14 protein-coding genes are annotated in these 21,843 nt (G+C 38.7%); 6 read left to right on the forward strand and 8 right to left on the reverse strand.

The features are described 5' to 3' along the window. Nucleotides 1-96 precede the first annotated feature (96 nt). The 5 genes from ACOQO1_RS14825 to ACOQO1_RS14845 form a co-directional block, all read right to left on the reverse strand. Complete coding sequence (locus ACOQO1_RS14825; RefSeq protein WP_420603659.1) at nucleotides 97-603, reverse strand: hypothetical protein; 507 nt, start codon at nucleotides 601-603, stop codon at nucleotides 97-99. A gap of 12 nt (nucleotides 604-615) precedes the next feature. Continuing rightward, on the reverse strand, nucleotides 616-1,170 hold the full coding sequence (locus ACOQO1_RS14830) for a hypothetical protein (RefSeq protein WP_420603660.1): 555 nt from the start codon (nucleotides 1,168-1,170) through the stop codon (nucleotides 616-618). A 70-nt stretch (nucleotides 1,171-1,240) separates the two neighbouring features. Next, nucleotides 1,241-2,935, reverse strand: coding sequence for a serine hydrolase domain-containing protein (locus tag ACOQO1_RS14835; RefSeq protein ID WP_420603661.1), 1,695 nt, complete (start codon nucleotides 2,933-2,935; stop codon nucleotides 1,241-1,243). Between the two features lie 94 nt (nucleotides 2,936-3,029). Continuing rightward, nucleotides 3,030-3,410 carry a helix-turn-helix domain-containing protein gene (locus tag ACOQO1_RS14840; protein ID WP_420603662.1) on the reverse strand — a complete coding sequence of 127 codons (381 nt, stop codon included), beginning with the start codon at nucleotides 3,408-3,410 and terminating at the stop codon, nucleotides 3,030-3,032. Between the two features lie 849 nt (nucleotides 3,411-4,259). Further along, nucleotides 4,260-4,844 carry an RNA polymerase sigma factor gene (locus ACOQO1_RS14845; protein WP_420603663.1) on the reverse strand — a complete coding sequence of 195 codons (585 nt, stop codon included), beginning with the start codon at nucleotides 4,842-4,844 and terminating at the stop codon, nucleotides 4,260-4,262. A gap of 379 nt (nucleotides 4,845-5,223) precedes the next feature. On the opposite strand from ACOQO1_RS14845, the gene ACOQO1_RS14850 reads away from it, so the two are divergent. From ACOQO1_RS14850 to ACOQO1_RS14870, 5 genes are all read left to right on the forward strand, one after another. Further along, nucleotides 5,224-6,147: a FecR family protein gene (locus ACOQO1_RS14850; RefSeq protein WP_420603664.1), complete on the forward strand. Its 924-nt coding sequence runs from the start codon at nucleotides 5,224-5,226 to the stop codon at nucleotides 6,145-6,147. 88 nt (nucleotides 6,148-6,235) lie between these two features. Then, nucleotides 6,236-9,610: a SusC/RagA family TonB-linked outer membrane protein gene (locus ACOQO1_RS14855; RefSeq protein WP_420603665.1), complete on the forward strand. Its 3,375-nt coding sequence runs from the start codon at nucleotides 6,236-6,238 to the stop codon at nucleotides 9,608-9,610. Between the two features lie 18 nt (nucleotides 9,611-9,628). Next, entirely contained in the window at nucleotides 9,629-11,167 is a 1,539-nt protein-coding gene (locus ACOQO1_RS14860; protein WP_420603666.1) for a RagB/SusD family nutrient uptake outer membrane protein, read from the forward strand. Between the two features lie 103 nt (nucleotides 11,168-11,270). After that, a complete protein-coding gene (locus tag ACOQO1_RS14865; protein ID WP_420603667.1) occupies nucleotides 11,271-12,611 on the forward strand; it encodes an MFS transporter in 1,341 nt (446 codons plus the stop codon). 221 nt (nucleotides 12,612-12,832) lie between these two features. Further along, a complete protein-coding gene (locus tag ACOQO1_RS14870) occupies nucleotides 12,833-14,338 on the forward strand; it encodes an aminotransferase class V-fold PLP-dependent enzyme (protein ID WP_420603668.1) in 1,506 nt (501 codons plus the stop codon). 39 nt (nucleotides 14,339-14,377) lie between these two features. Here the strand turns inward: ACOQO1_RS14870 and ACOQO1_RS14875 are convergent, their stop codons facing one another. Together ACOQO1_RS14875 and ACOQO1_RS14880 are read right to left on the reverse strand one after the other, a co-directional pair. Further along, nucleotides 14,378-15,793, reverse strand: coding sequence for an alpha-L-fucosidase (locus tag ACOQO1_RS14875; RefSeq protein ID WP_420603669.1), 1,416 nt, complete (start codon nucleotides 15,791-15,793; stop codon nucleotides 14,378-14,380). A 99-nt stretch (nucleotides 15,794-15,892) separates the two neighbouring features. Further along, on the reverse strand, nucleotides 15,893-18,214 hold the full coding sequence (locus ACOQO1_RS14880) for a right-handed parallel beta-helix repeat-containing protein (RefSeq protein ID WP_420603670.1): 2,322 nt from the start codon (nucleotides 18,212-18,214) through the stop codon (nucleotides 15,893-15,895). 190 nt (nucleotides 18,215-18,404) lie between these two features. Here ACOQO1_RS14880 and ACOQO1_RS14885 point away from each other — a divergent pair, with 190 nt between their 5' ends. Further along, entirely contained in the window at nucleotides 18,405-19,115 is a 711-nt protein-coding gene (locus ACOQO1_RS14885) for an SDR family oxidoreductase (RefSeq protein WP_420603671.1), read from the forward strand. Nucleotide 19,116: 1 nt separating this feature from the next. Here the strand turns inward: ACOQO1_RS14885 and ACOQO1_RS14890 are convergent, their stop codons facing one another. Beyond that, nucleotides 19,117-21,840, reverse strand: a complete 2,724-nt coding sequence (locus ACOQO1_RS14890) for a PD-(D/E)XK nuclease family protein (RefSeq protein ID WP_420603672.1) — start codon at nucleotides 21,838-21,840, stop codon at nucleotides 19,117-19,119. Nucleotides 21,841-21,843 lie beyond the last annotated feature (3 nt).

A 21,843-nucleotide genomic window follows, 5' to 3' on the forward strand; every position in this document is an offset into this window, starting at 1 on the left:
CGCATTTGCTGAAAAGAGTGGTTACTTGCTGTAATTAAATGATAATAGAAATTACTTTTTGTGGCTTTCAGAGTTATCCACTTGGATATTCGTGAACTATTCGTAAAGACTTTTGCTCGTTCTGGTCAAAGATGAACTAACAAACCAAGTCATGGAATGTTGTTGGGGAATCCTTTTTATTAAAGTATCATGCTTTCTGTCGTACCAAATGGCATCAAAACTACCCTTTGAGGTGATTACAACACGCCATTCCTGCCCAAGCATTTCCTTCTTCTCGTAGTTGGCTTCAAGATGTTCCCAATCAATATTGGACAAAACTTGGGGAGATAAATGGGCAAGTACCTCACTTTCATCTAAGATTGCCAACCAAATAGGTGTTGCCAAATGTTCAATAGTATGGTTTTTCCCTTTAGACCCCCAACCAATTTTAATGTCTGCGCCATTTCGTATTGCATTTATTAGTACTTTTTTTGAACCTTCAACAATTTCACCATTTTTAGCGGTTTTCATTGCAACTGCCCAAACTGGGGTATTACAATTTTTTTGACAGCTTGTGGGAATAAACAAAATTGAAACCAAAAGCGTATAAAAAATCTTTTTCATAATTAATTGAATTTATGGAGCAGCATCCTTTTCTTTGGTATTGTTCCATGCTTTCCAGTTTGGTGATTCTTTTTTCCAAAGGGGCAATGCTTCCATTTTAGATTGATGGCGTGGATAGAAAACATACCAGGTTGTTGCCGAAGCGTTATCCGAATTCCCTCCTAAGATAGAGTCCTTAAAATAGTCTGTTGCCAGACTTGTAGAATATCCGTTGGTTCCTGCAATTTTGGTCCAGTAGTTTTGGGCCCTAAATCCAATTTTGAATGAGCCTCCTTGAATTTGAGGGGCTTGACCAATAATTGTATTTATCTGTGCAAAAACCTCCTTGCCTTGTATGATGGTAATAAAAGATGCATCCGTAACATGTTCCACTTGAGTACTTCCCCATCCTATTCTGACAGGATACCCTAATCGAACAGCATCGATCAATTGTGATTTGTCTCCAAATGTAGTTTTTCCCAATGCATCATTTTGATACACTTTCTGCCAGCCTTCATTAGTATGGTTTTGAGGTTGGCATGCGCAAAACAAGATAAGGATCAATAGATGTAATCTAAATTCATGCATGGCATAGCTTTTACACTTTTATGATAATTTCTCTAACATCCTAAAGGACTTTTTAGATAACCATTATGAATTATATTCTTTCAAAATAAATGTTGTTGATCAGTTCGTCATTCACCGTAAAACCATTTATTCTTCCCTTTTTGTTTGTTTCAAATTTTAAATATCCAAAGTGAACTTCATTGAATATGTTTTTCATTACCGGGTTTAACGTAATTGTATCTGAATCCTTTATGAGAACCAATAGCTGTTTCCCTTCACTTTTTATTTGATAAGTTGTATCCAATTCATCGGAATAATAGTTTCCTGTAAATTGTTTGATCTCCTTGGAATCGTATTCTAGTGGGGTATATTTATTAAACTGAAAGGATGTACGACCATTTATGTCCAAAGACAAGCTGTATGGTAGGGAACCCATATCAAACTTTACAGTTACATGGGGCATGCCCATGAAATGAAAACTGTTTTTTTCCATAGGGATAAGTTTGGTTCCAACTCCATTTGATCGCTGATAAACCAATGTATCGTTTTCAATGCCTATGGTTCTGGTATTTCCTTCAACCGGGTTAAAATAATGGCCTAAAAATGTAGAGAGCTCTTTTTTGCCAATTACAACTGCGGATGCTTCTTTTGGTTTTTTTATTTCATTTGTCATTAGGGCGTTCCTTGCTTCTTCAACCTCCATTTGCATTACATTACCAACCAATTGATCTAATAAAGCCCAAACATTGGTATTGGCATTGTTGCTTAACAGTACAAAGGCAATATCTTGTTCAACAAATTTGAAAAACAAAGACCTAAAGCTTCCCCATTCGCCGGAATGTCCAATGGTATATAGGCCTGGTGTATTTTGATAATCCCCTAAAAAGAGTCCTCCGCCATAATTGGTTGGGCGGTTGTTCTTTAAATATCCAGAGGTCGTCATTTTTTTTATGAGCAATTCCCCCCCAACCTTTCCGGTCTTGAAATTTTCACTCCATTTGAAAAAGTCCAAAATGGTGGAATGCACTCCACCATCCCCAACAACGGTGTTGTTATCATAATGCTCTTCTTGATAGCCCTCACCGGTTTCTATATACCCAATAGCTTTTTCTTTCTTCTTTTTGGTCTGACCAATATAGGTGTTGGCCATTCCCAAGGGATTGAATAGTTTTTCTTGGGCATATTCCGGGTAAGGTTTGCCACTTGCAATCTCTATTATGCTTGCCAATAACATATACCCTGTGTTGCTATAAGAGAATTTGCTTCCGGGTTCAAAGTTTGACCCACGCTGTTCGGCCATAAGCTCCAATCCATCTTGATTTGTGAATTTAGAATCCCAAGAAATTCCTTTTGCAAAGAGAAGCTTTAAATAACTTCGTAAACCACTGCTATGATTTAATAGGTGTTTTACCCTAATCGTTTGTCCATTATATTTTGGAATAGAAGGAAGATATTTCTGTATTTCATCTTCGAGCGAAAGTTTGCTTTCTGCTTCCAACAAAAAAATACAGGCAGCTGTAAATTGTTTGGATACAGAAGCAATATCAAAAACCGTTTCATTAGTAATGCTTTCTTGAGTGGTAATATTGGACAACCCATATCCGTTGGAATAAATTACCTCTCCTTTTTTAAATATTCCAACAGCACAACCAGGAGCGTTTTTGTAGCTGTCAAAAATGGAATTTATTTTTTCTTTTTGCTGAGTGCTGAGATGTTGTGCCTTTAGCAATCCACTAAAAAATACAATTGAGAATAAACTATAAAGACATTTTTGATAAAAAGACATGTTTGGAGTTTTTATGCCAAGTTGCCATATATTTTATCTCTTAGCTAATTTTTCCGAGCCAAAGAAGTATCAATTTATAAGTTTGAACAAAGATCTATAGTTGTTTTAGATACATGGCAGGAGTGACACCAACACTTTTTTTGAAGGAATTATAGAAGGTAGACTTGGAATTAAATCCAGACTCATATCCAATTGCCTCAAGCGTTAGATTTTTGTTTGAAAGCATCAACTGCTTGGCAAATTCAATACGGTGATTATTGACCATTTCCGTAAAGCGATTTCCCATGGTATCATTGAGCAGTGAAGATAGTCCGTGGACAGACATGCCAAGTCTTTCTGCTAAATCCTCTAACTTCAAATTTGGATTTAGATATACCTTTTCGTCATCCATTAGCTGTTTAAGCTTTGTCAATAGTTCGGAAGCTCTTTCGTTGGGGATTTTACGCTTTTCCAGTTTTAAACTACTTAAGTACAAAACTGATTTCTTGTTTTTGTTAAATATGAAAAACAATAGTAACAAGTAAGTTATTACCGAAAAACTGAGAGCACCAACAATGTAACTGGTATAAAAGCCAGTTACGTAAGCTGCGAAAACAGCAAGGGTTCCCAAAAACACATTTATTACCCAGGAGTCTATTGTTGGTATTTGATCATTTTGAAGCCATTTTTTTCGAATTATTGGAAAAATTATAAACGCTGTTAACAGCATATAAATGAACCACTGCACGTAAACGATATACATGAAGTAATTTTTCCATAATGCCAGATGTTGTCTATATGGAAAATAAAACCCAGCAATACAAATAATCAGGGCCAATAAGGTTAAATGAAATTTCCAATACTTGAAAACCAAGCTATTAGATTTAAAAATGGAGAGGCTATAGAAGTATAAAAGTGGACCAATAAAAAAGCATGCGGAGATTCCCAGTTGTATGTAGGTATTCGCCAGATCGGGATTAAAATAAAAAAACAGAGACTTCCCGATGCGGATGCATAATACTAATAGCAATGAAGCAAAAAAACCATTTGAAATGTGCCATGGCTTGGCAATAACCAAAAAGTAAATGGTAAGCACAAGACCATTGAATACTCCTAGGGCACTAAAAAAAAACAATATGTAATTTTCTAAAGACATAGAGTCAATATATCAAAGATAAAAATTGACATCGTCATTTACATATTTCGAAGGGTTGGGTCAAGCAGAATAAACAGGGTAGCGTTATTTTCTTGTATGAATGAAGTTTGTGAATAGGTTAACACCGGTCTGACTCCGGCATTCTCCTTATGATAAATAGAGGCCTTCACAGATGTGAGGTTTTTTTTGTCATTTTCGAGTGGGCTTTTGAAAAAAAGACACTTCGAGGTTTAAATCAAAAAGCAAGAAAAGCAAAGCGGCCATTTTTTCACCTAGTTTTTCTCCCAATATTTTAAAGGCCCTTGTCATATGACCTTCAACGGTTTTTGTTGAAACACCAAGATATTCTGAAATTTCAATATGGGTCAGACCTTCTTTTTTGTTCAACAGGAAAATACGCTTGCATTTTTGAGGGAGGTTATTGATTTCAATATTGACCAGTTTCATCAACTCGTCTAAATTTCCCTCCTCTTTCTCCACCACCAAATCAATAGCTTCCATGTATTTTTTTTCCAGAAAGATCACAGGTTTGTTCTTTCTGTATTGATCAATGAATTCGTTATAAACCGATTTGTACAGATAGTTTTTTATGGAAAAATCAGGGTTGATTTTCTTTCTGTTTACCCAAATTCCCACAAATACATTTTGAACAATATCTTCAGCTTTGCTATGGTCCTTGGCCAACGTATAGGCATAGGTGCAAAGTTTTTGGTAGAACGAGTCCATCAAAAAATCGTATGCTTTGGCATCACCGGAACGTAATCGGTTTGCCAAAAAAAAGTTCTTTTCAAAATCCACAGTTAAACTGAATTATTCTCAAAAAAATCGGATGGATGGTGAACAAATCTAAAAAAAAAGAATAAAAAAGTAGAGGGGTGTCAGATTTTCATACGTAATGTTAGTATAATGCAATAGCGTGAAGGACTCCAAAATTCATACTACAATAGTGAAATTCCTTAATAGGGAAGCGAATCAAAATGAGCTGGAAAACTTGGAATCCTGGTTAAAGGACCAAAATAACATTCAAGTTTTCAACCGTTTTGTTCGCACCGAATATCTTACTACACTTTACATGGGAGAATACGATTTAAATAAAGCAAAGAAATCAATTAGTCAAAAGGTCAGAAGTTCCGAGAAAAAAAGGAAAAGGCTTATGTATAAACAAATAGCTGCTGCGGCCTCCATACTTTTAATAATGGGATTGTCACTTTTTAAGTTGAAGGATACTACTGTGACAACCGTTGTTGATAACAAAAATACCATAGAAGTTGGTTCTGACAGAGCCATATTGACCTTGGAAAATGGAAATCAGGTTGCATTGGGTCAAGGGAAAAGTTACCAAACGGGAAATGTTCGCAGCAATGGTGAAGAGCTGGTTTATAATTCCCAAAGTGGAAAAGTCAACACCAAAGAAAAATTACTTTTCAATTATTTGACGATTCCAAAGGGAGGGCAGTTTTTTGTTCAGCTGTCAGATGGTACTGAAGTTTGGTTAAACTCTGATTCCAAACTTAAATATCCAACAAAATTTATCGAGGGAGAAACTCGGGAAATAGAATTATTATATGGTGAGGCCTACTTAAAAGTGTCCCCAAGTTCTGAGCACAACGGGGCTGCTTTTAATGTGAGAACCAAGGCTCAAGAGATAGGTGTTTTGGGAACTGAATTCAATATTAAGGCTTACACAGATGATAGTCAAATTGAAACAACATTGGTTGAAGGAAAGATTGTAGTTGAAACAGAAGGAGCCAAAAAAGTATTGAGTCCAAACCAACAGTCACGAATTGGCGCCGACCTTAACCTAATAGAAGTTGTGGATGTTGATGCTTCGGAGGCAATTTCGTGGATAAACGGATTGTTCACGTTCAATGAAGAATCTTTGGGAGAAATGATGAAAGTCTTATCCAGATGGTATGATGTAGAGGTGGTTTTTGAATCTGCCGAGCATCAGGATTTTATTTTCACCGGAGTATTGGAGAAAACAAAATCGTTTGTGGATATTTTGGAACTCATTGCTGCAACCAGCGATGGTGAAATCAAATTTGAAATAGAAGGAAAAACAATATTTATCAAATAAAAAAAGGAAAAGGCCAGCACCTTGGACAGTATTAGCCTTTTTCCACCAGCTTAATTAAAACAATGTCTAACTAAACCAGAACAAATTTATGGAATTTGATTTAACCAAGGAGTGTTCCTGTATAGGGAAGCTGCTCCTGAAAACCATTATGAAAACCTTTATCTTTTTATGTTGTGCGATTGTATTTGCGTTTGGCCCTAAAATCGGCCACTCCCAGGATGCTTTCATCACCATAGACAAGGACCGAAAGATGACCGTTAAACAGGTCTTCAAGCTTATCAACAAACAGGCGAACTATAAATTTATTTATAGACACGATCTGGTAAAGAGCGCACCGGAGATCTTATTGAAAAAGGGAACTATAAAGACAAGAACATTATTGGACGATTGCCTATCACCAATTGATTTCACCTATGAGTTTACCGGTAACAATACCATTGTGGTCAAAAGAAAGCCAAAAAGTACAGAAGATAAGGATAAAGATGGGGCCTTAGAGGAAAATACCCAGTTACAAATTAGCGGGAACATAACTGATGAAAATGGAGGGCCTTTGCCAGGGGCAAACATTCTTGAAAAGGGAACTACCAATGGTACGCAATCTGATTTTGATGGAAACTTTGCCCTTGAAGTTGCCGATGGTAATGCAACATTGGTGATTTCCTATATAGGGTATACTACGCAAGAAATTCTTCTTGAAGAAAGGTCCGAGATAAATATTCAATTGCAACCAGATGCTGCCAAACTGGATGAGGTGGTACTTGTTGGTTATGGAAGTGTGACCAAAAAAGATTTGACCGGTGCCATTACCAAGGTTGAAAACATTGATAACAGATCGGTAACAAATACCGAAGAGGCTCTACAGGGGAATGTTGCCGGTGTTACCATTGTTGCAGATGGAGGTGATCCCACAAGTGTGCCAAAAGTGAGGATCAGGGGTGTTGGAACAACTTCGGATGAATCTCCTTTATGGGTGGTTGATGGTGTTCCTTATTATGGAGGCCCGTTGAATCCATTCGATATTGAATCAATAACGGTGTTAAAAGATGCTTCCGCCACGGCAATCTATGGAGTAAGAGCAGCTGGAGGGGTAATTTTGGTTACTACCAAGAAAGGAAAAGATGGAAAGTTGACATTCGATTTCAACACCTATACCGGCATGCAAAGTGTTTGGAACAAACCAGGTGCATTAAATGCAGCACAACAGGCAGAATATTATAACATTGCAGCCGACAATACCGGTGTTAATAGAGACCCGGTCCATGATGCTTCGCAAAACCCTGATGGACAGATTACCAGAACAAATTGGGTAGATGAAATTTTTAGAACTGGGATGATTCAAAACTATGATATTGGAGTTCGGGGAGGAAATGAAAAAATCACCTTTTCCTCGTCTTTGGGTTTTAACAAAAGGGAAGGAACTTTACTAAATACAGAGGCTACCCGAATAAGTGTAAGGATGAACTCTGAATTCAGGGTAAATGAAAAATTAAAGATCGGAGAAAATGTTTCCTATACAAGAACCAACGGTAACAGTGCATTTACAGGAACACAGGCCACCAATGGAGAGACCAATTATAACGGGATCATTGCGCAAGCCATTAAAGCTCCGCCCCATGTGCCGGTATTTGATGAAAATGGAAATTACTCCAATATGCCAGATGCGGGATATGGACTTACCATTCACCCGGTTGCTACCTTGCAAAGGATTGATATTGACAATCCGGTAACGGATGTGTTCGGAAATTTATATTTGGATTATACCGTTGCTAAGGGATTAAAGTTTAAGTCCAGTTTTGGAATCAACTTAAAAACAGAATCGTTTAAAGAGTTTGATCCAAGGGTGCCCGAAGTTTCAAAAACGCAAAAAACAACCAATAGTCTTCAAGTAGCTGAGATAAAACAAGAAGATTGGTCTTTTGAAAATACGCTTACCTACAACAAGACTTTTAACGAAATTCATGCACTGACCTTATTGGGAGGTATTACGCAACAAAGTTTTTCGCGAGAGATATTTTCGATAATCGGAAGAAACCTCCCCAGTGAAGATCCAAGCTCAAGGTTTTTGATCAATGCTACATTATTCGATAAACCATTAAGTGGAAAAGAGGAAAATAGACTGTCATCATACTTTGGCAGGTTAAATTATACCTTCAACAACAAATATCTTCTAACTGCAAGTATACGGAGAGATGGAACTTCCAAATTGTCAGACGACAATAGGTGGGGTACATTTCCGTCAGTGGCACTGGCCTGGCGAATGTCAGAGGAAAATTTTCTCAATGAAAGCAAATCCATTAACAATCTTAAAATACGTACTAGCTGGGGAAGAATAGGTAATATTTCCTCTTTGAGCAACTACCCCACCAATGTGCCACTCTCCGAGACTAGGGTAATCCTTGGGGCAACCACTCCGGTAAGTGGTTTTGCGTTGGATGGTATTTCCAACCCGGATATTACATGGGAAACTACGGAGCAGTTGAATTTTGGACTGGATCTCTCCCTGTTCAATAGCAGGTTTACCAGTTCCGTTGACTATTTTATAAAGGATACCAAGGACTTGATTCTTCCATTACCTATAAGTTCACTTGCCGGTGTGGGCAATGCTCCGTTTGTAAATGCCGGGCAGGTTCGAAATAAAGGGATAGAAGTGTCCATGTCATATGCAAAGTTTGAAGGTGATTTTACCTATAATATTTCAGGAAATATTTCCAAAATAGACAATGAATTGGTAGCCTTGGGCAACGGAATCAATACAATTCTGGACAATACCCAGGTGGCAACCCATTTTCCCATTGAATCAGTAATAGGTCAGCCTCTGTTTTCTTTCTATTTATTGGAATCGGATGGCATATTTCAGTCAGATGCAGAGGCTTCGGCCTATACAGCGCAACCCAATGCTGTTGCAGGTGACCTTAGGTTTAAAGATCAAAATGGAGATGGGGAAATAAACGGAGACGACAAAGTGTACAAGGGCAGTTCATTTCCCAATTTTACTTATGGACTAAATGCAAATTTCAATTACAAGAATTTTGATTTTTCCTTTTTCTTCCAAGGGGTAAGTGGGTCAACCGCCTATAATGGGTTCAATATTACCACGGTTTATCCGGCCCAAACTTCTGTTGCGGGGGCAAACTTATCGGCGGAAGCGATAAACACCTGGCATCCGGGAAATACCAGTGGAACCAATTTTAGACTTTCATTAAATGACCCTAATAATAATTTAAGGCCATCTGACTTTTGGTTGGAAAGCACGGATTATTTAAGGTTGAAAAACCTGGTCATAGGATATACATTTTCAGAAGTAAAGATTTTCGATAGGTTAAGGGCCTATGCTTCAGCCCAGAATTTGTTCACCATAACAAATTATTCTGGCTTGGACCCCGAAGTCGCCAATAAAGGAATTGATGGTGGCCAATATCCTGTTTCCAGGGTATTCACTCTTGGACTTAATCTATCATTTTAAACAAGAAAAAAGACAATTATGAAAAAAGTTATAAGTGCATTTGCAATGCTTTTCATCCTTATAGGATGTGGAAAAGATTTTTTAGAACTAGAACCAGAAGGAGCACCTACCCTAGCTACTTTTTGGAAATCGGAAGCGGACGTTATCGCTGCAACCAATGGATTATACTTGTTGAATGACTTTCAGGGGATTTATGGTAGAGGAATACACCTTTATTCCCTAATTCCAAGTGATGATTTTGTTGTAGGTAAATCCAAGGGACAAATTGAGGACATCAAGAATTTTTTTACCGATGGGTCCGGTTCATATACCAGAGACATTTGGGCAATGCATTATCAGGTGGTTAAAAGGGCCAATGATATTATCGTTAATGTTCCCGATATGGACATCAGTAGTGACCTTAAAAACTTTGCACTAGGGCAGGCTTATTTTATGAGAGGGCTCGCTTATTTTCAATTGTCGGTGATATATGGTGATCAAAGGGCAGGTATACCCATTGTTGATGAAAACACAGAATCGTTTTTTATTGAAAGACCTGTACATGTTAGCGAGAGCTATGCTTTTGCGGCCGATAGTTTTTCAAAAGCTGCCGAATTATTACCCTATTTCGACCAAATCAGTCAGGATGATTATGGAAAACCCCATAAAAACGCCGCATATGGATATTTGGCAAGAACTCATCTTCATAATGCGCAATATGATTCCACATCATGGGGTAAAGTAGTAGAAGCTTGTAATCAGGTCATAAATTCTGGAAAAAATGCCTTGGAACCTATTTTTGAGGATGCATTTAAGATTGCAAACAACTGGGGTCCTGAATATCTGTGGTCCGTACCTAGTAATAAGGAAGGTGGTAGTATTTTCCCTGGAGCATCTTTAGAGAACAAAGGCTGGGGAAAGTATAATGGTTGGGGGTATTTTGCTCCAACATTGGAATTGTATGAATCATATCTTCCCGGGGATACTAGAAGGGAAGCCACTATACTAAAATTTGGAGATACCTTCACCTATTTTGGAGAGAGTAGAAGATATTGGTCCACAATCAATTTAACAGGGTTTCAATTTAAAAAATATATGGAGCCCTATAGTTATCCAGACGCCCAACATTTAAATGGAAATGGAGATCATCCCACAACGGATCTGAACCTTCCTTTGCTGCGCTATTCCCATGTCCTGTTGATGAAAGCAGAAGCGCAGATTATGCAGGGTCAAAACGGTGATGCTGCCTTAAATGAGGTAAGACAGCGAGCAGGGCTTTCATCTATATCCGAAGCTACCTTGACAGACCTTAAATATGAAAGAAGGGCAGAATTTGCTGGCGAATTGTTTGGCAGATATGAAGATTTGATAAGATGGGGGGATGCGGCAACAGTAATTCCCAATGCACTCCATGGTCGCATACATTCTGACAAATCAGATCCAGATTCTCCTTTTGTTGTTGAGGAAGTATGGCCGGCCAGACCTCAGTTTGATGCCAGCATCTATCACGTATGGCCCATACCACCCTTGGTAATTGCTACAAGTGAAGGAACCATCCAGCAAAATGAAGGATGGTAGGGGTGAGCATGTAATACATTAACAATTAGTAAGTTGAGTTAGTTTTGATTGGATAGGTGCGTCCACTTGTGGACGCACTTGCCTTATAATTATGTAGGATTCAATGTTTCAAAAAATAATACCTCCCTTAAAACAAGTTAAGCCTTCTGTAAAAAAAGTTCCTGATGCTTTAATAGCCAAAACGTATAGACATTGGAGATGGAGAATGTTCATTGGCATGTACATTGGGTATACCATTTTCTATTTTACACGAAAGAATATTTCACCTGCCCTGCCTTTGATAAGTGAAAAATTGGATATCAATATCATTGAGCTGGGAATATTGAGCAGTGTGTTTTATGTAGTTTATGGAATTGGGAAATTCATCAGTGGGCTTTTGGCAGATCGAGCCAATATTAGAACGTTTATGGCCATAGGCCTTTTTGCGGCATCTATAATTCATTTATTCTTGGGTTATCTGAACAGCCTGTATTTAATTGTCTTTTTCTGGGGATTGAATGGAGCTTTTCAATCCATGGGTTTTCCGCCTATTGCCAAAGGTGTGGTGCATTGGATTTCCCCAAAAGAAAGAGCGACCAAGTGGACCATTCTTGCTTCGTCCCATACCGCGGGAACTTTTGGTATTGGTTTGCTGGTAGCAGGAATACTTAATTTATACAACAAGGGGATTCTTGGGTGGGAAGCGGTATTCTACGTTCCTGGAATTTTGGGCTGCATTACGGCGCTTTTTCTGTTGATCGTATTAAGAGACCGACCTGTTTCTTTGGGCTTGCCCACAATTGAAGAGTATAAGAAGGACAAACCAGTGGTAGAGCTCACTAAAAGTGATTTGAGCCATTGGCAAATCCTAAAGAAATACTTATTTACCAATCGTGAGATTTGGATATTGAGCCTTGCCAATATGTTCATCTATATTATTAGGTTCGGAACATTGGATTGGGCGACCATATTTTTATACGATGTAAAAGGAATAGATCAAGTTAGTGTTGCCATATTTTGGACGTTAATGCCGTTGGCGGGTATTCCGGGGGGAATTGTTGCGGGCTATTTGGCCGATCGATTTTGGAACGGAAGGTGTGTACCAATCAATGTCATCTATTTAAGTTTACTTGCACTTAGTATAATAGGGTTTTATATCTATTCCGGGCCAAATAACATTGTTTTCACTGGAGTTTTTCTATTACTTATTGGGTTTTTGATAGATGGACCACAAAATTTGGTGAGCGGGGTTCAGGCATCACGGGTTACTGTTAAAGAGGCTATCTCTGGGGCATGTGGGATGACTGGCTTTTTTGGTTATGTGGGCGCTACATTCTCCGGTATAGGTTTGGCCAAAATAACAGAGACTTTTGGCTGGAGTGGTATGTACGCGACATGTGCATTGTCTGCGGTTATCTGTATTGTATTGGTCATGATGACATGGAAAAAGGAAAAAGGGACGTAGTTTCTAAAATGGTCATCGGTAACAAAAACCTATTTGTTATTTTAAATATGAACAACGGAACAACATTGTTTATCATTATCAATCAGTAAATTTTAAAGATTAGCCAGATTTGTCCGATAAATTGTTTTGGTTTTTTAAACGAATTTATGATGGTTTGTTTACTTTAGTCCGCAATTTTCCAGATGGTTACGGGAAAAACATTTTAAAAGTTATTTTTAGAAATGGAACAATTAAAAGATAATCTGATTTCATCGAAAAACTCTTTAGAAAACCATTTTCAGCAATTCAGGAAACATATCATTGGAGATGGTTCTGTTTTTCAATCGGTAAATGGTAAACAGAAGCTTTTATATGCGGATTGGATAGCCAGTGGACGTTTATATGGGCAGATAGAAGACACCATGCGCGATAGCATTGGACCAATGGTGGCGAACACCCATTCATTTTCAAGTGAAACCGGAAAGGCATCTACCTATGCCTACAAGTATGCACGCCAAATCATTAAAGAACACGTAAATGCCAATGAAAATGATGTTTTGGTTACGGCAGGGACGGGTATGACGGGCGTATTGTCCCGATTGCAGAGAATAATGGGGTTACGATTTCCCGATACTGTAAAGGGCAAGGTGCAAATACCCGAAAAGGAAAGACCTGTGGTGTTTATTACACATATGGAACATCATTCCAATCAAGTCCCATGGATGGAAACCATCGCCGATGTAGTGATCTTAAAGTGCAATGACCAAATGTTGGTATGTCCCAATGAACTTGAAAAAGAGCTGGATAAATACAAGGACAGATTGCTTAAGATAGGCGCTTTTACGGCCTGTTCCAATGTAACTGGAATTATTGCCCCGTATCAAAAATTAGCAAAGCTCATGCATAAGCATGGAGGATATTGTGTTATGGATTTTGCAGCCTCAGCGCCCTATGTTAAGATAGATATGCATCCGGAAGATGAGGAAGAACGTTTGGATGCCATCTTGTTTTCACCACATAAATTTTTGGGAGGACCAGGCACCTGTGGAGTACTCGTGTTCAATAAAGAGCTATACAATACCAATTGCCCCGATGTTCCTGGAGGAGGTAATGTAAAGTGGACCAATCCTTGGGGAGAATATGGGTATTATGATGACATAGAAACCAAAGAAGATGGGGGTACCCCAGGATTTCTACAAGTAATGCGTACCGCTTTGGCGATTCGGTTAAAAGAAAAAATGGACGAGGATAAAATAGCGGAGAGAGAAGAAGAATTATTGGCTCTGTGTTTTGAACAACTGAAGCAAATACAGGGATTGTACATATTGGGCGATAATGATGAAAAACGTATTGGATGCGTTTCCTTTGGCATTGGAGGCATCCACTATAACCTGATTGTACGATTATTGAATGATTATTTTGGAATTCAGGTACGTGGTGGCTGGTCTTGTGCCAGTACATATGGTCACCATTTGTTCAATATAGACAAAAATGCCTCCAATGAAATTATGGAGGATATTGAAAATAAAGATTTGGCCACCAAGCCGGGTTGGGTACGTTTATCCCTCCATCCTATAACTACAAATGAAGAGGTAATTTATATATGCGAAGCTGTTAAATCCGTTTCGCAAAATGCCCATGATTGGAAAAAGAATTATAAATACAACCCTCTAAACAATGAGTTTGAATATGTAAATGGTGGAGATCAGGAAATGATTGAAAAAACGAAGGATTGGTTTAACCTTTAAACTTCAATAGATAACTCACTGTTTTCATAAAACCTACATTCAGTCGGTTTTATATATGGAGAATTCTTTGATCATTGGAGTTGCGATACTTTTATCTATAATCAGCCTCAGCGATGACACTTCGGTCACATCGAGCTTCGCGATATACTTATGGCCGATGCAACTTCCTTTTGTTAGGGTTTTCCAACCCTTGTTGGTTTTTCCTTCGACCTTAAATGCTCGTACGCGTTCTCCATGGGTAATGTCCTCCATGAGCACTATATGGTCTATCTTTTGTTTTTTCCCGATTTTCAGATTTAGCTTTTTTCCCGAACCTGAAGTCGTTGCCACAGGGGTGGAAAACCTACGTTCTATTTCACTTCCGAATTCTTGTAACCTTATAAGATCAGGCTCTGGAACGAGCCCATCAGGATTTACGACTACTCCTAGAAGAAGATTGCTATTATGCCCTACTGATTTGTAATACATGTCCACCAGTTTTTCAGTAGAGTAAATCCCATGTTCCTGATCGGGATTCCAAAACCAATTGTGAATTCCATTTGCCCCCCGTAACGGAACATCGACCATTGCGGGGGACCATATTTTTCCATTGGGGTCTCCCGTATCAAGTATAGGTTTCCAGCTTTTGCCGTTGTGTGATTGATTTTCCCCTACGGGCATTGTGGACCAACATGGGTAAGCGGCATAACCTGCTTCATTTCCCACCCAACGATGGTCACTTCTTTTGGAAGAGTTGTAGAATATGGAATTGGGCTGGTGTTTTTCAAAAATGGGCAATACGTTCGGACCTCCTTCATGGGGCAACTTTACCCCTGCGTCATACCAAATCTGTATAAGCTCACCATATTTTGAGCAAATTTCTTCGGTCATTTTTTCCGCCAAACGATTAAATATCTTCTGCTTTTCTGTGCCCTTCCCACTTCCCCAGTCAACAAAATGGCCCCAAAGACCTTGATAGAAATTTCTATGGGTACTTATATAGATTCCCGGTTTGATACCAGCCTTACGGCACGAAGCCACAAAATCGCCAACAATGTCACCTTTTCCATTACGCCATGGTGATTGTTTTAGTCCATATGGATAAAGGTCGCTTTGCCATTGCATGAAGCCGTTGAAATGGGTGGCGGTGAAAATGGCATATGTTGCACCAGCTGCCTTCGCGGCTTTCACCCATTGATCAGTATCAAGTTTTGAGGGGTTGTACACTTGCGGGTCGAAAACCTTTTTTGAAGTATTGTTCGGTGAATAATCTCCGGCGAGTATGGATATATCGAAATGAAACAGGACACCCACTTCGCAGTCCTGCCAGACCAGTTGTGCTGGAGTTGGGGTTGGAATCCCATTTTCCATTTCAAAGATGGTCATCTGATTGGCAAAGATGCTTCCTACTGGTAAAATGGTAAAGGTGGAAGCCGCTCCAACTTTCTTGACAAAGTTTCGTCTACTGTTATCCATTTAAATGGTTACCTATTATATTTTGCTCAAACTACACTATGCGCTAACGCATATACCCTTGGTTAGCTCATGGGTCAAGGAGATGTATGCTGAATCGCACTATTTTTTCAATTGTACTCTAATTTCGTTCTTTTTTTGATTTCTAAAGATTTCAAGATTAAGAGCACCTCGCCAACTGTGCTGTTGATATAGTTTCATCAAATCCTTTATGGTGTTTATCTCTGCTCCCTCGCCACTGATAATGACATCTCCAATTTCCAGTTTAGAGTTGGACAGGATGCTTTGTGGGTCAATCCTAGTGATTAGCACTCCAGAGGTTTTATCAAGTCCTGAGGCAGATCTTTCTGCTAGGGTCTCGATGTTTTTTAGATGTCCTCCAAGCCATACCATGGTTGTGCTTCCTGATTTTTTTGAATTAGAAATGGACCATAGTGTGGGTATTTCAGGTGTTTTGGCCAATTTCCGCAAAGCGGGTTTTTTCACCCCGAAGCTGTCAATCGCGAAATTCTTAAAGCCAAGTGTCAAGGCAGGGGAGCCCTCTTCCACCAAATAATTGCCATTTTCTGGATCAACAAACTTTGGGTCACCAAAAATGCTGTTCATGTCAACACGGTTCTTTTGTGCATCCAAGAGGGCCTCTTCATCTGGAAAAAGATTATAGTCCACTTCCTTTCCCCATTCCTGTAAACGAATATCCTTGTGATCTGTTAGCACAATGTTTTTACGAAATACATCACCACTGTTCTTAAACCACACATGTGGGTGAAAACCATTGTTAACCATAATGTTGTTCTCAACGGTTCTGTAAAACCCTTCCCGCAATTTGAGACCACCGTTCAGACATAGGTTATTATAGATTTCATAGTTTGAGGAGCCATCGTCCAAATCAATATCCCATCCATGATCACATCTAAACCTATTATTTTTGATGACCGTGGTTTTTATGGCATCCCAGAGAGGCATGTCAGGATTTTCGAGGACCATCTGATCCATGATTTTTCTATTTGGATGCCAAAACCGATCTCTTCCCCAAGAATTGAAAGACCCATGATCACCAGATTCCAACACGGTATTGAAAACATCGTTATAGGTTATCACGTGACCTCCCCAGGTACCTTCACTGATGTTTATTCCAGCCCTTGGGACATCATAAATACTATTATTGCTTACAGTGATATCCATGGCCATGGATATCTGCACCCCAGCTGTTTGTTTTTCTAATCTTCCTATTCTGTATATGAGATTGTTATCTACCCAACCGGCTCTGGGATAGGCATTGTTTGCCGGGCCTTTGATGGTGTCCAGTTCCTCAAATGATACAAATTCGCGATACTGAAAAGAGGGAGAACGCACGGCCGATGGGTTTCCAACAAAACTAATGGCAGAAGCCCCACAATCATGGATATGGTTTCCAATAAGACGGGTTCCGTTGTTATAATTGCTAACAAAAACCGCATTTCCCCCTAGATTGGAAAATTCACAATCTTTGATCGTAACTCCTTCTGACCCTTCAATGAATACTGCTCCACCTCTATATATGGTCCAGTCACTGCGCAATAAGGGCTCATAAGATTCCATAATGGTCCTTTTTGCATGCTCAAACTGTACTCCTTCAATTGAGATATCTTTTACCGGATTTTTCTCTTCTCCTTTTATATTGATTAAATGTTTAAGGTGTACCCCCTCTACAATAGCACTATTGATGTCAACATCTTTTTCTGGCCAATGATAAAGGGTTTGGGTATTGCTGTCCAAAAACCATTCTCCAGGGGCATCCAATTCCTCAAATACATTTTCGACCATTCGATATTTTTTGTGCATTCCCGCACTGGGACGGTTGTTTTGATGCCCTCCTTTTAGAACCGGTTTTCCGTTTTCATCAATTTCTGAAACCATATAATGGTAGCCACCCCATTCGGCACCATGCATAGCATGGATAATAGCTCCAATGGGATTATTCCAACTTTCAACACGTTCAGGTGCAAAAGCATCTTCGGCATGGCCATGCCAATGCCCACCATTTTCATCATAGTTGGGATATCTGGCCAAAATCTGCTTTTTGCCATTTACAAACATTTGATCAAAGGAGAGGCTTTCCGGAAATGTGGTCATCCATATATCATCAGAGTATTTTCTCCAGTCAAATACTAATTTTTGGGACCCTTTAATTACTGCAATACCGTCCTTTGGCCCAATTATTTGTAGTCCATTGAGCTTGGGTGTAATCGACAGGGGAGATTCCAAATAATGGTTTCCTGAAGACAGATGAATGATAAGCTTGGATGTTTTGTTGTCTTCACGAATTTGTCTTGCTTTGGTAAGGGCATCCTGTATTTTATTGAATGAGAGGTCGGTAGATTCCAGGGAACTATCACCTACATACAAATGGTATTCTTTTGTTTGACAACTTATAAAATGCATTGCCAATAGAATGAAAAATATTTTAATCGACAGTCTCATTTATGATATTGATAAATAGTCTGACCAATTTAGACCAGCAAGCCCCAAATGGCAAGAAGTTATTTTGCCCATCTCAATATTATTATTGCTTAAACCGGGATATACTTTAATCTGCCTAAAATCTTTATACATTTATAAAAAATGATGAGATATGAAACTAGAGAACAAAGTTGCTTACATTACAGGAGGCACGAAAGGAATTGGGCTTGGTGTGGCCAGATGTCTTCTTGATCAGGGAATGAAAGTTGCCATAAGCGGGAGAAATTGGGATGGTGTTGAAGGAGCAATCAAAGGATTGGATGCCAATGAAAATGTCCTTGGAATATGTTCTGATGTAACTGTTTTGGGTGATGAAGAAAAAGCAGTGCAGCAAATATTGGACAAGTGGGGTCAATTGGATTTGGTTTTGGCCAACGCGGGAGTTGGTCATTTTGCACCGATTGATGAGATGGAAGAAGGGAAGTGGCACCAAATGATAAATACCAACCTTAATGGGGTTTTCCATACGTTGAAGGCTTCGGTTGGGGCGTTGAAGGTTTCAGAAGGCTATTATATGACCTTGGCAAGTTTGGCGGGAACCAACTTTTTTGCACAGGGAGCTGGCTACAATGCTACCAAGTTTGGAGTTGTAGGTTTTACCCAAGCAGCCATGTTGGATTTACGGAAATATAATATTAAGGTGACCACCATTATGCCCGGTTCGGTTGCGACTTATTTTAATGACAATGAACCTTCGGAAAAGGATGCTTGGAAAATACAACCAATGGACATTGGAAAACTTGTGGTGGATTTATTACAGATGCACCCACGTACATTGCCAAGCAAGATAGAAGTCCGGCCTACACGACCTGATTTAAAATAATTCAAACCTCCTTTTCCATAAATGGGATATCGGGATTGCATATTTCCAGAATCAACTTTTGCAGATACGTTTCAAACGTTTTCAAGACCTCGGTTGTGATTATATTTCCATTTGAAGAAAAGGACATAAAGCCTTGGTTCAGATTTTTGAAAGAATAAATCCCAGCCTGGAGTTCACGGGCAGGATTTTTTTCCGAATACATATACGAATAGCATAAAAGCTGGAAAGCCTTACTTTTATCATAATTGGAAATCAACTCTTCCCATTCGGCAATTTTGACATTTCTAGGTTCAACCCTCCCTGTTTTATAGTCCACAATTCGTATAATGCCATTAACCTCGTCTACCCTGTCCAAAGTTCCTTTGAGTTTTATGGGGAAATCCAGCCCTGGAATATTCAATGCAACTTCATACTTTTCTTCAAGACCTAGAATTCTAATTTCATGTCTTGAGAGCTGTTCTTTCTCCTTATCGATAAAATTTCTGAGGTATTTTACAATTACGCTGTACACCAATAGAAATTTTCCTTTGTTGATATCAATGCCAGGTAAATTCTTTTGAAAATGAATTTTAACAACCTCTGGAACTATAGAATTTAATGAGGAAATATTTTGGATGGTCAATAGCTTGCCAATAAACGGTTGGTACAGTTGTTCCAAACTGTCGTGTACAATGGTTCCAAAAGTATTGGCCGCGATATTCTCTTCCACTTCATCCAGGTCACGGATTTTAAGAATACTCTTTTTATAAAACTCGATTGGGTTTCTGATGTAATTGCTAAGTGATGTTGGTGAAAACCCATGGCTTGCCAGTTCTTTTATGTCTTGGAGTAACAAGGATGTTTTAAGGACTCTGTCGGATGGCAAAGGGGAAATTTTAACCTCTGGTGATGCAATAGTATGGGTAATGTTATATGCTATATTTTGATCCGTTAGCAATTGGGATATCAACCTACTTTTTTCACCACCTTCCAGCACATCTGTTTCGGTATTGTAGATAAGATATATATTTTTTGCCCGCTGCAATAATCTGTAAAAGTGGTAGGTGTATATGGCATCTTTTTCTTTATAGGTGGGAAGGCCATATTCCCGTTTTACATCAAAAGGAATAAAGGAATTGTTGGATTTTCCCGAGGGTAGAATGCCCTCATTTATCGAAGTTATTATAACCGTTTCAAAGTCAAGGTTTCTGCTCTCAAGCATCCCCATTATTTGAAGACCTGAGAGCGGTTCTCCTATAAAATCCAATGCTTCTGTTGATGCAAGTTGTTTAAAAAAGCTCTTGATGGATTTTAGGTCTGTAATAAAATCAAGAGTACTTACCTGTTGTTTTAGTTGGTTAAATAGTGTATAGAATCGGTATAAATATTCCAACTCCATGGCATTCTTTTCCTCTTGAAAAATGTCCTTCAACATTTTGACAAGCAACAAGCAATTTTCAATCCATTGTAAAGGAGAGCCACTTTGGTTAGGAAATACGGCTTCTACATAATTTGAGGAGGTATGGTCCGACAGGTCATTTGAAGTAATATAGACCCAATTGAGCTCTTTGATGTTTTTGCCAATAACTTTTACTGGATTATTTTTTTCAGATGCTGAAATGGTTTCGCTATAGGGATTGGCAATGAATTTAAGGACATCTTTATAGAACCATCCTTTTTTTGTTCTGGAAATACTGAGCTCCAAAAATGATAGAAAAAAAGAATAAAGAACGGTTTTGTTAAGGGGCAACCCCATTGTTATGTTTACTTGGTCAATCGAGGACGGGATGGCTTGAAGCATTGGATTTAGCAAAGATTCATCTGCTAGGACAAGTGCCGTGTTCTGAATTCCTTCTTTGGATGAAATATGAATATCCTGTAATAATTTCCCTGCGTATTTGGCTTGGGAAATACTTTTGGGAACACCCGTTACGGAAATACTTTTTGGGGATAAAAAACTACTCTGGGCACCAAGAATATTTCTTGTGCGGTAGTATGGCCATTCCCGTTTATAATTTCTGATGAAAAGTCCCGCATCATGAAAAGGATCATCTAGAAAGTAAGAATCAATATCCCAATAGATATGATTATTAGGTTGCTCAAGATAATTTTGAATTATTTGGGATTCGGCAGTATTAAGGGCATTGAATCCAACGAATACAATCGGATTTTCCGTGTTGCTTTCTAGGCTATTTTGTAGTTTGTTGACAGCGGTTCTATAAACCAGGCCTTGATATCCTTTTTGCTGTGCTAAGAGACTTTTTGAAAACGCAGCGTATAGTGATTCTAGATGATTCCAGAACAATAGATAGTTTTCTACCAGATTGGTTTTGTCCTTTTTTAGCGACCAGTGGTTCAATTCTTTTATAGCGGATAGATAGTTGAGAATATCTTTTGCAGGAATGAGGTATCTATCAATTTCATTAAAATCCTGCAATAATGTTTGTCCCCATTTTAAGAACGTTAAAAAGTCGTCATGTACCTCAATTTTGGAAGCTTGGTACGCGTTATAAAGTTCAAGGAGGAGGTCTATGGTTGGAGCAGTGGTAATGCCGGCAATTTGGGCCACAAAATCTTCAATGGATAAGACTTCCGGGCTAAAAATGTTTTTGGTGAACCGACTTGAAATGTACTTTTTTAAAAATGTTCCGGAACGTTTACTTGGAAGAACATAAGTACACGCCTCAATAGGAATGCTTTTTCCCTCTAGGTCATCCAAAACATATTCAAGAAAACTTTGGTGCATGGA

Origin of the sequence: Flagellimonas sp., from assembly GCF_965222555.1 — a bacterium.
Classification (GTDB): Bacteria; Bacteroidota; Bacteroidia; order Flavobacteriales; family Flavobacteriaceae; genus Flagellimonas.

What these genes read in the sequence shown, in the direction of transcription:
- ACOQO1_RS14825 (WP_420603659.1), bottom strand. Translation starts at nt 603, where the DNA reads ATGAAAAAGATTTTTTATACGCTTTTGGTTTCAATTTTGTTTATTCCC.
- ACOQO1_RS14830 (WP_420603660.1), bottom strand. Translation starts at nt 1,170, where the DNA reads ATGCATGAATTTAGATTACATCTATTGATCCTTATCTTGTTTTGCGCA.
- ACOQO1_RS14835 (WP_420603661.1), bottom strand. Translation starts at nt 2,935, where the DNA reads ATGTCTTTTTATCAAAAATGTCTTTATAGTTTATTCTCAATTGTATTT.
- ACOQO1_RS14850 (WP_420603664.1), top strand. Translation starts at nt 5,224, where the DNA reads ATGTATAAACAAATAGCTGCTGCGGCCTCCATACTTTTAATAATGGGA.
- ACOQO1_RS14855 (WP_420603665.1), top strand. Translation starts at nt 6,236, where the DNA reads ATGGAATTTGATTTAACCAAGGAGTGTTCCTGTATAGGGAAGCTGCTC.
- ACOQO1_RS14860 (WP_420603666.1), top strand. Translation starts at nt 9,629, where the DNA reads ATGAAAAAAGTTATAAGTGCATTTGCAATGCTTTTCATCCTTATAGGA.
- ACOQO1_RS14865 (WP_420603667.1), top strand. Translation starts at nt 11,271, where the DNA reads ATGTTTCAAAAAATAATACCTCCCTTAAAACAAGTTAAGCCTTCTGTA.
- ACOQO1_RS14870 (WP_420603668.1), top strand. Translation starts at nt 12,833, where the DNA reads ATGGAACAATTAAAAGATAATCTGATTTCATCGAAAAACTCTTTAGAA.
- ACOQO1_RS14875 (WP_420603669.1), bottom strand. Translation starts at nt 15,793, where the DNA reads ATGGATAACAGTAGACGAAACTTTGTCAAGAAAGTTGGAGCGGCTTCC.
- ACOQO1_RS14880 (WP_420603670.1), bottom strand. Translation starts at nt 18,214, where the DNA reads ATGCATTTTATAAGTTGTCAAACAAAAGAATACCATTTGTATGTAGGT.
- ACOQO1_RS14885 (WP_420603671.1), top strand. Translation starts at nt 18,405, where the DNA reads ATGAAACTAGAGAACAAAGTTGCTTACATTACAGGAGGCACGAAAGGA.
- ACOQO1_RS14890 (WP_420603672.1), bottom strand. Translation starts at nt 21,840, where the DNA reads ATGCACCAAAGTTTTCTTGAATATGTTTTGGATGACCTAGAGGGAAAA.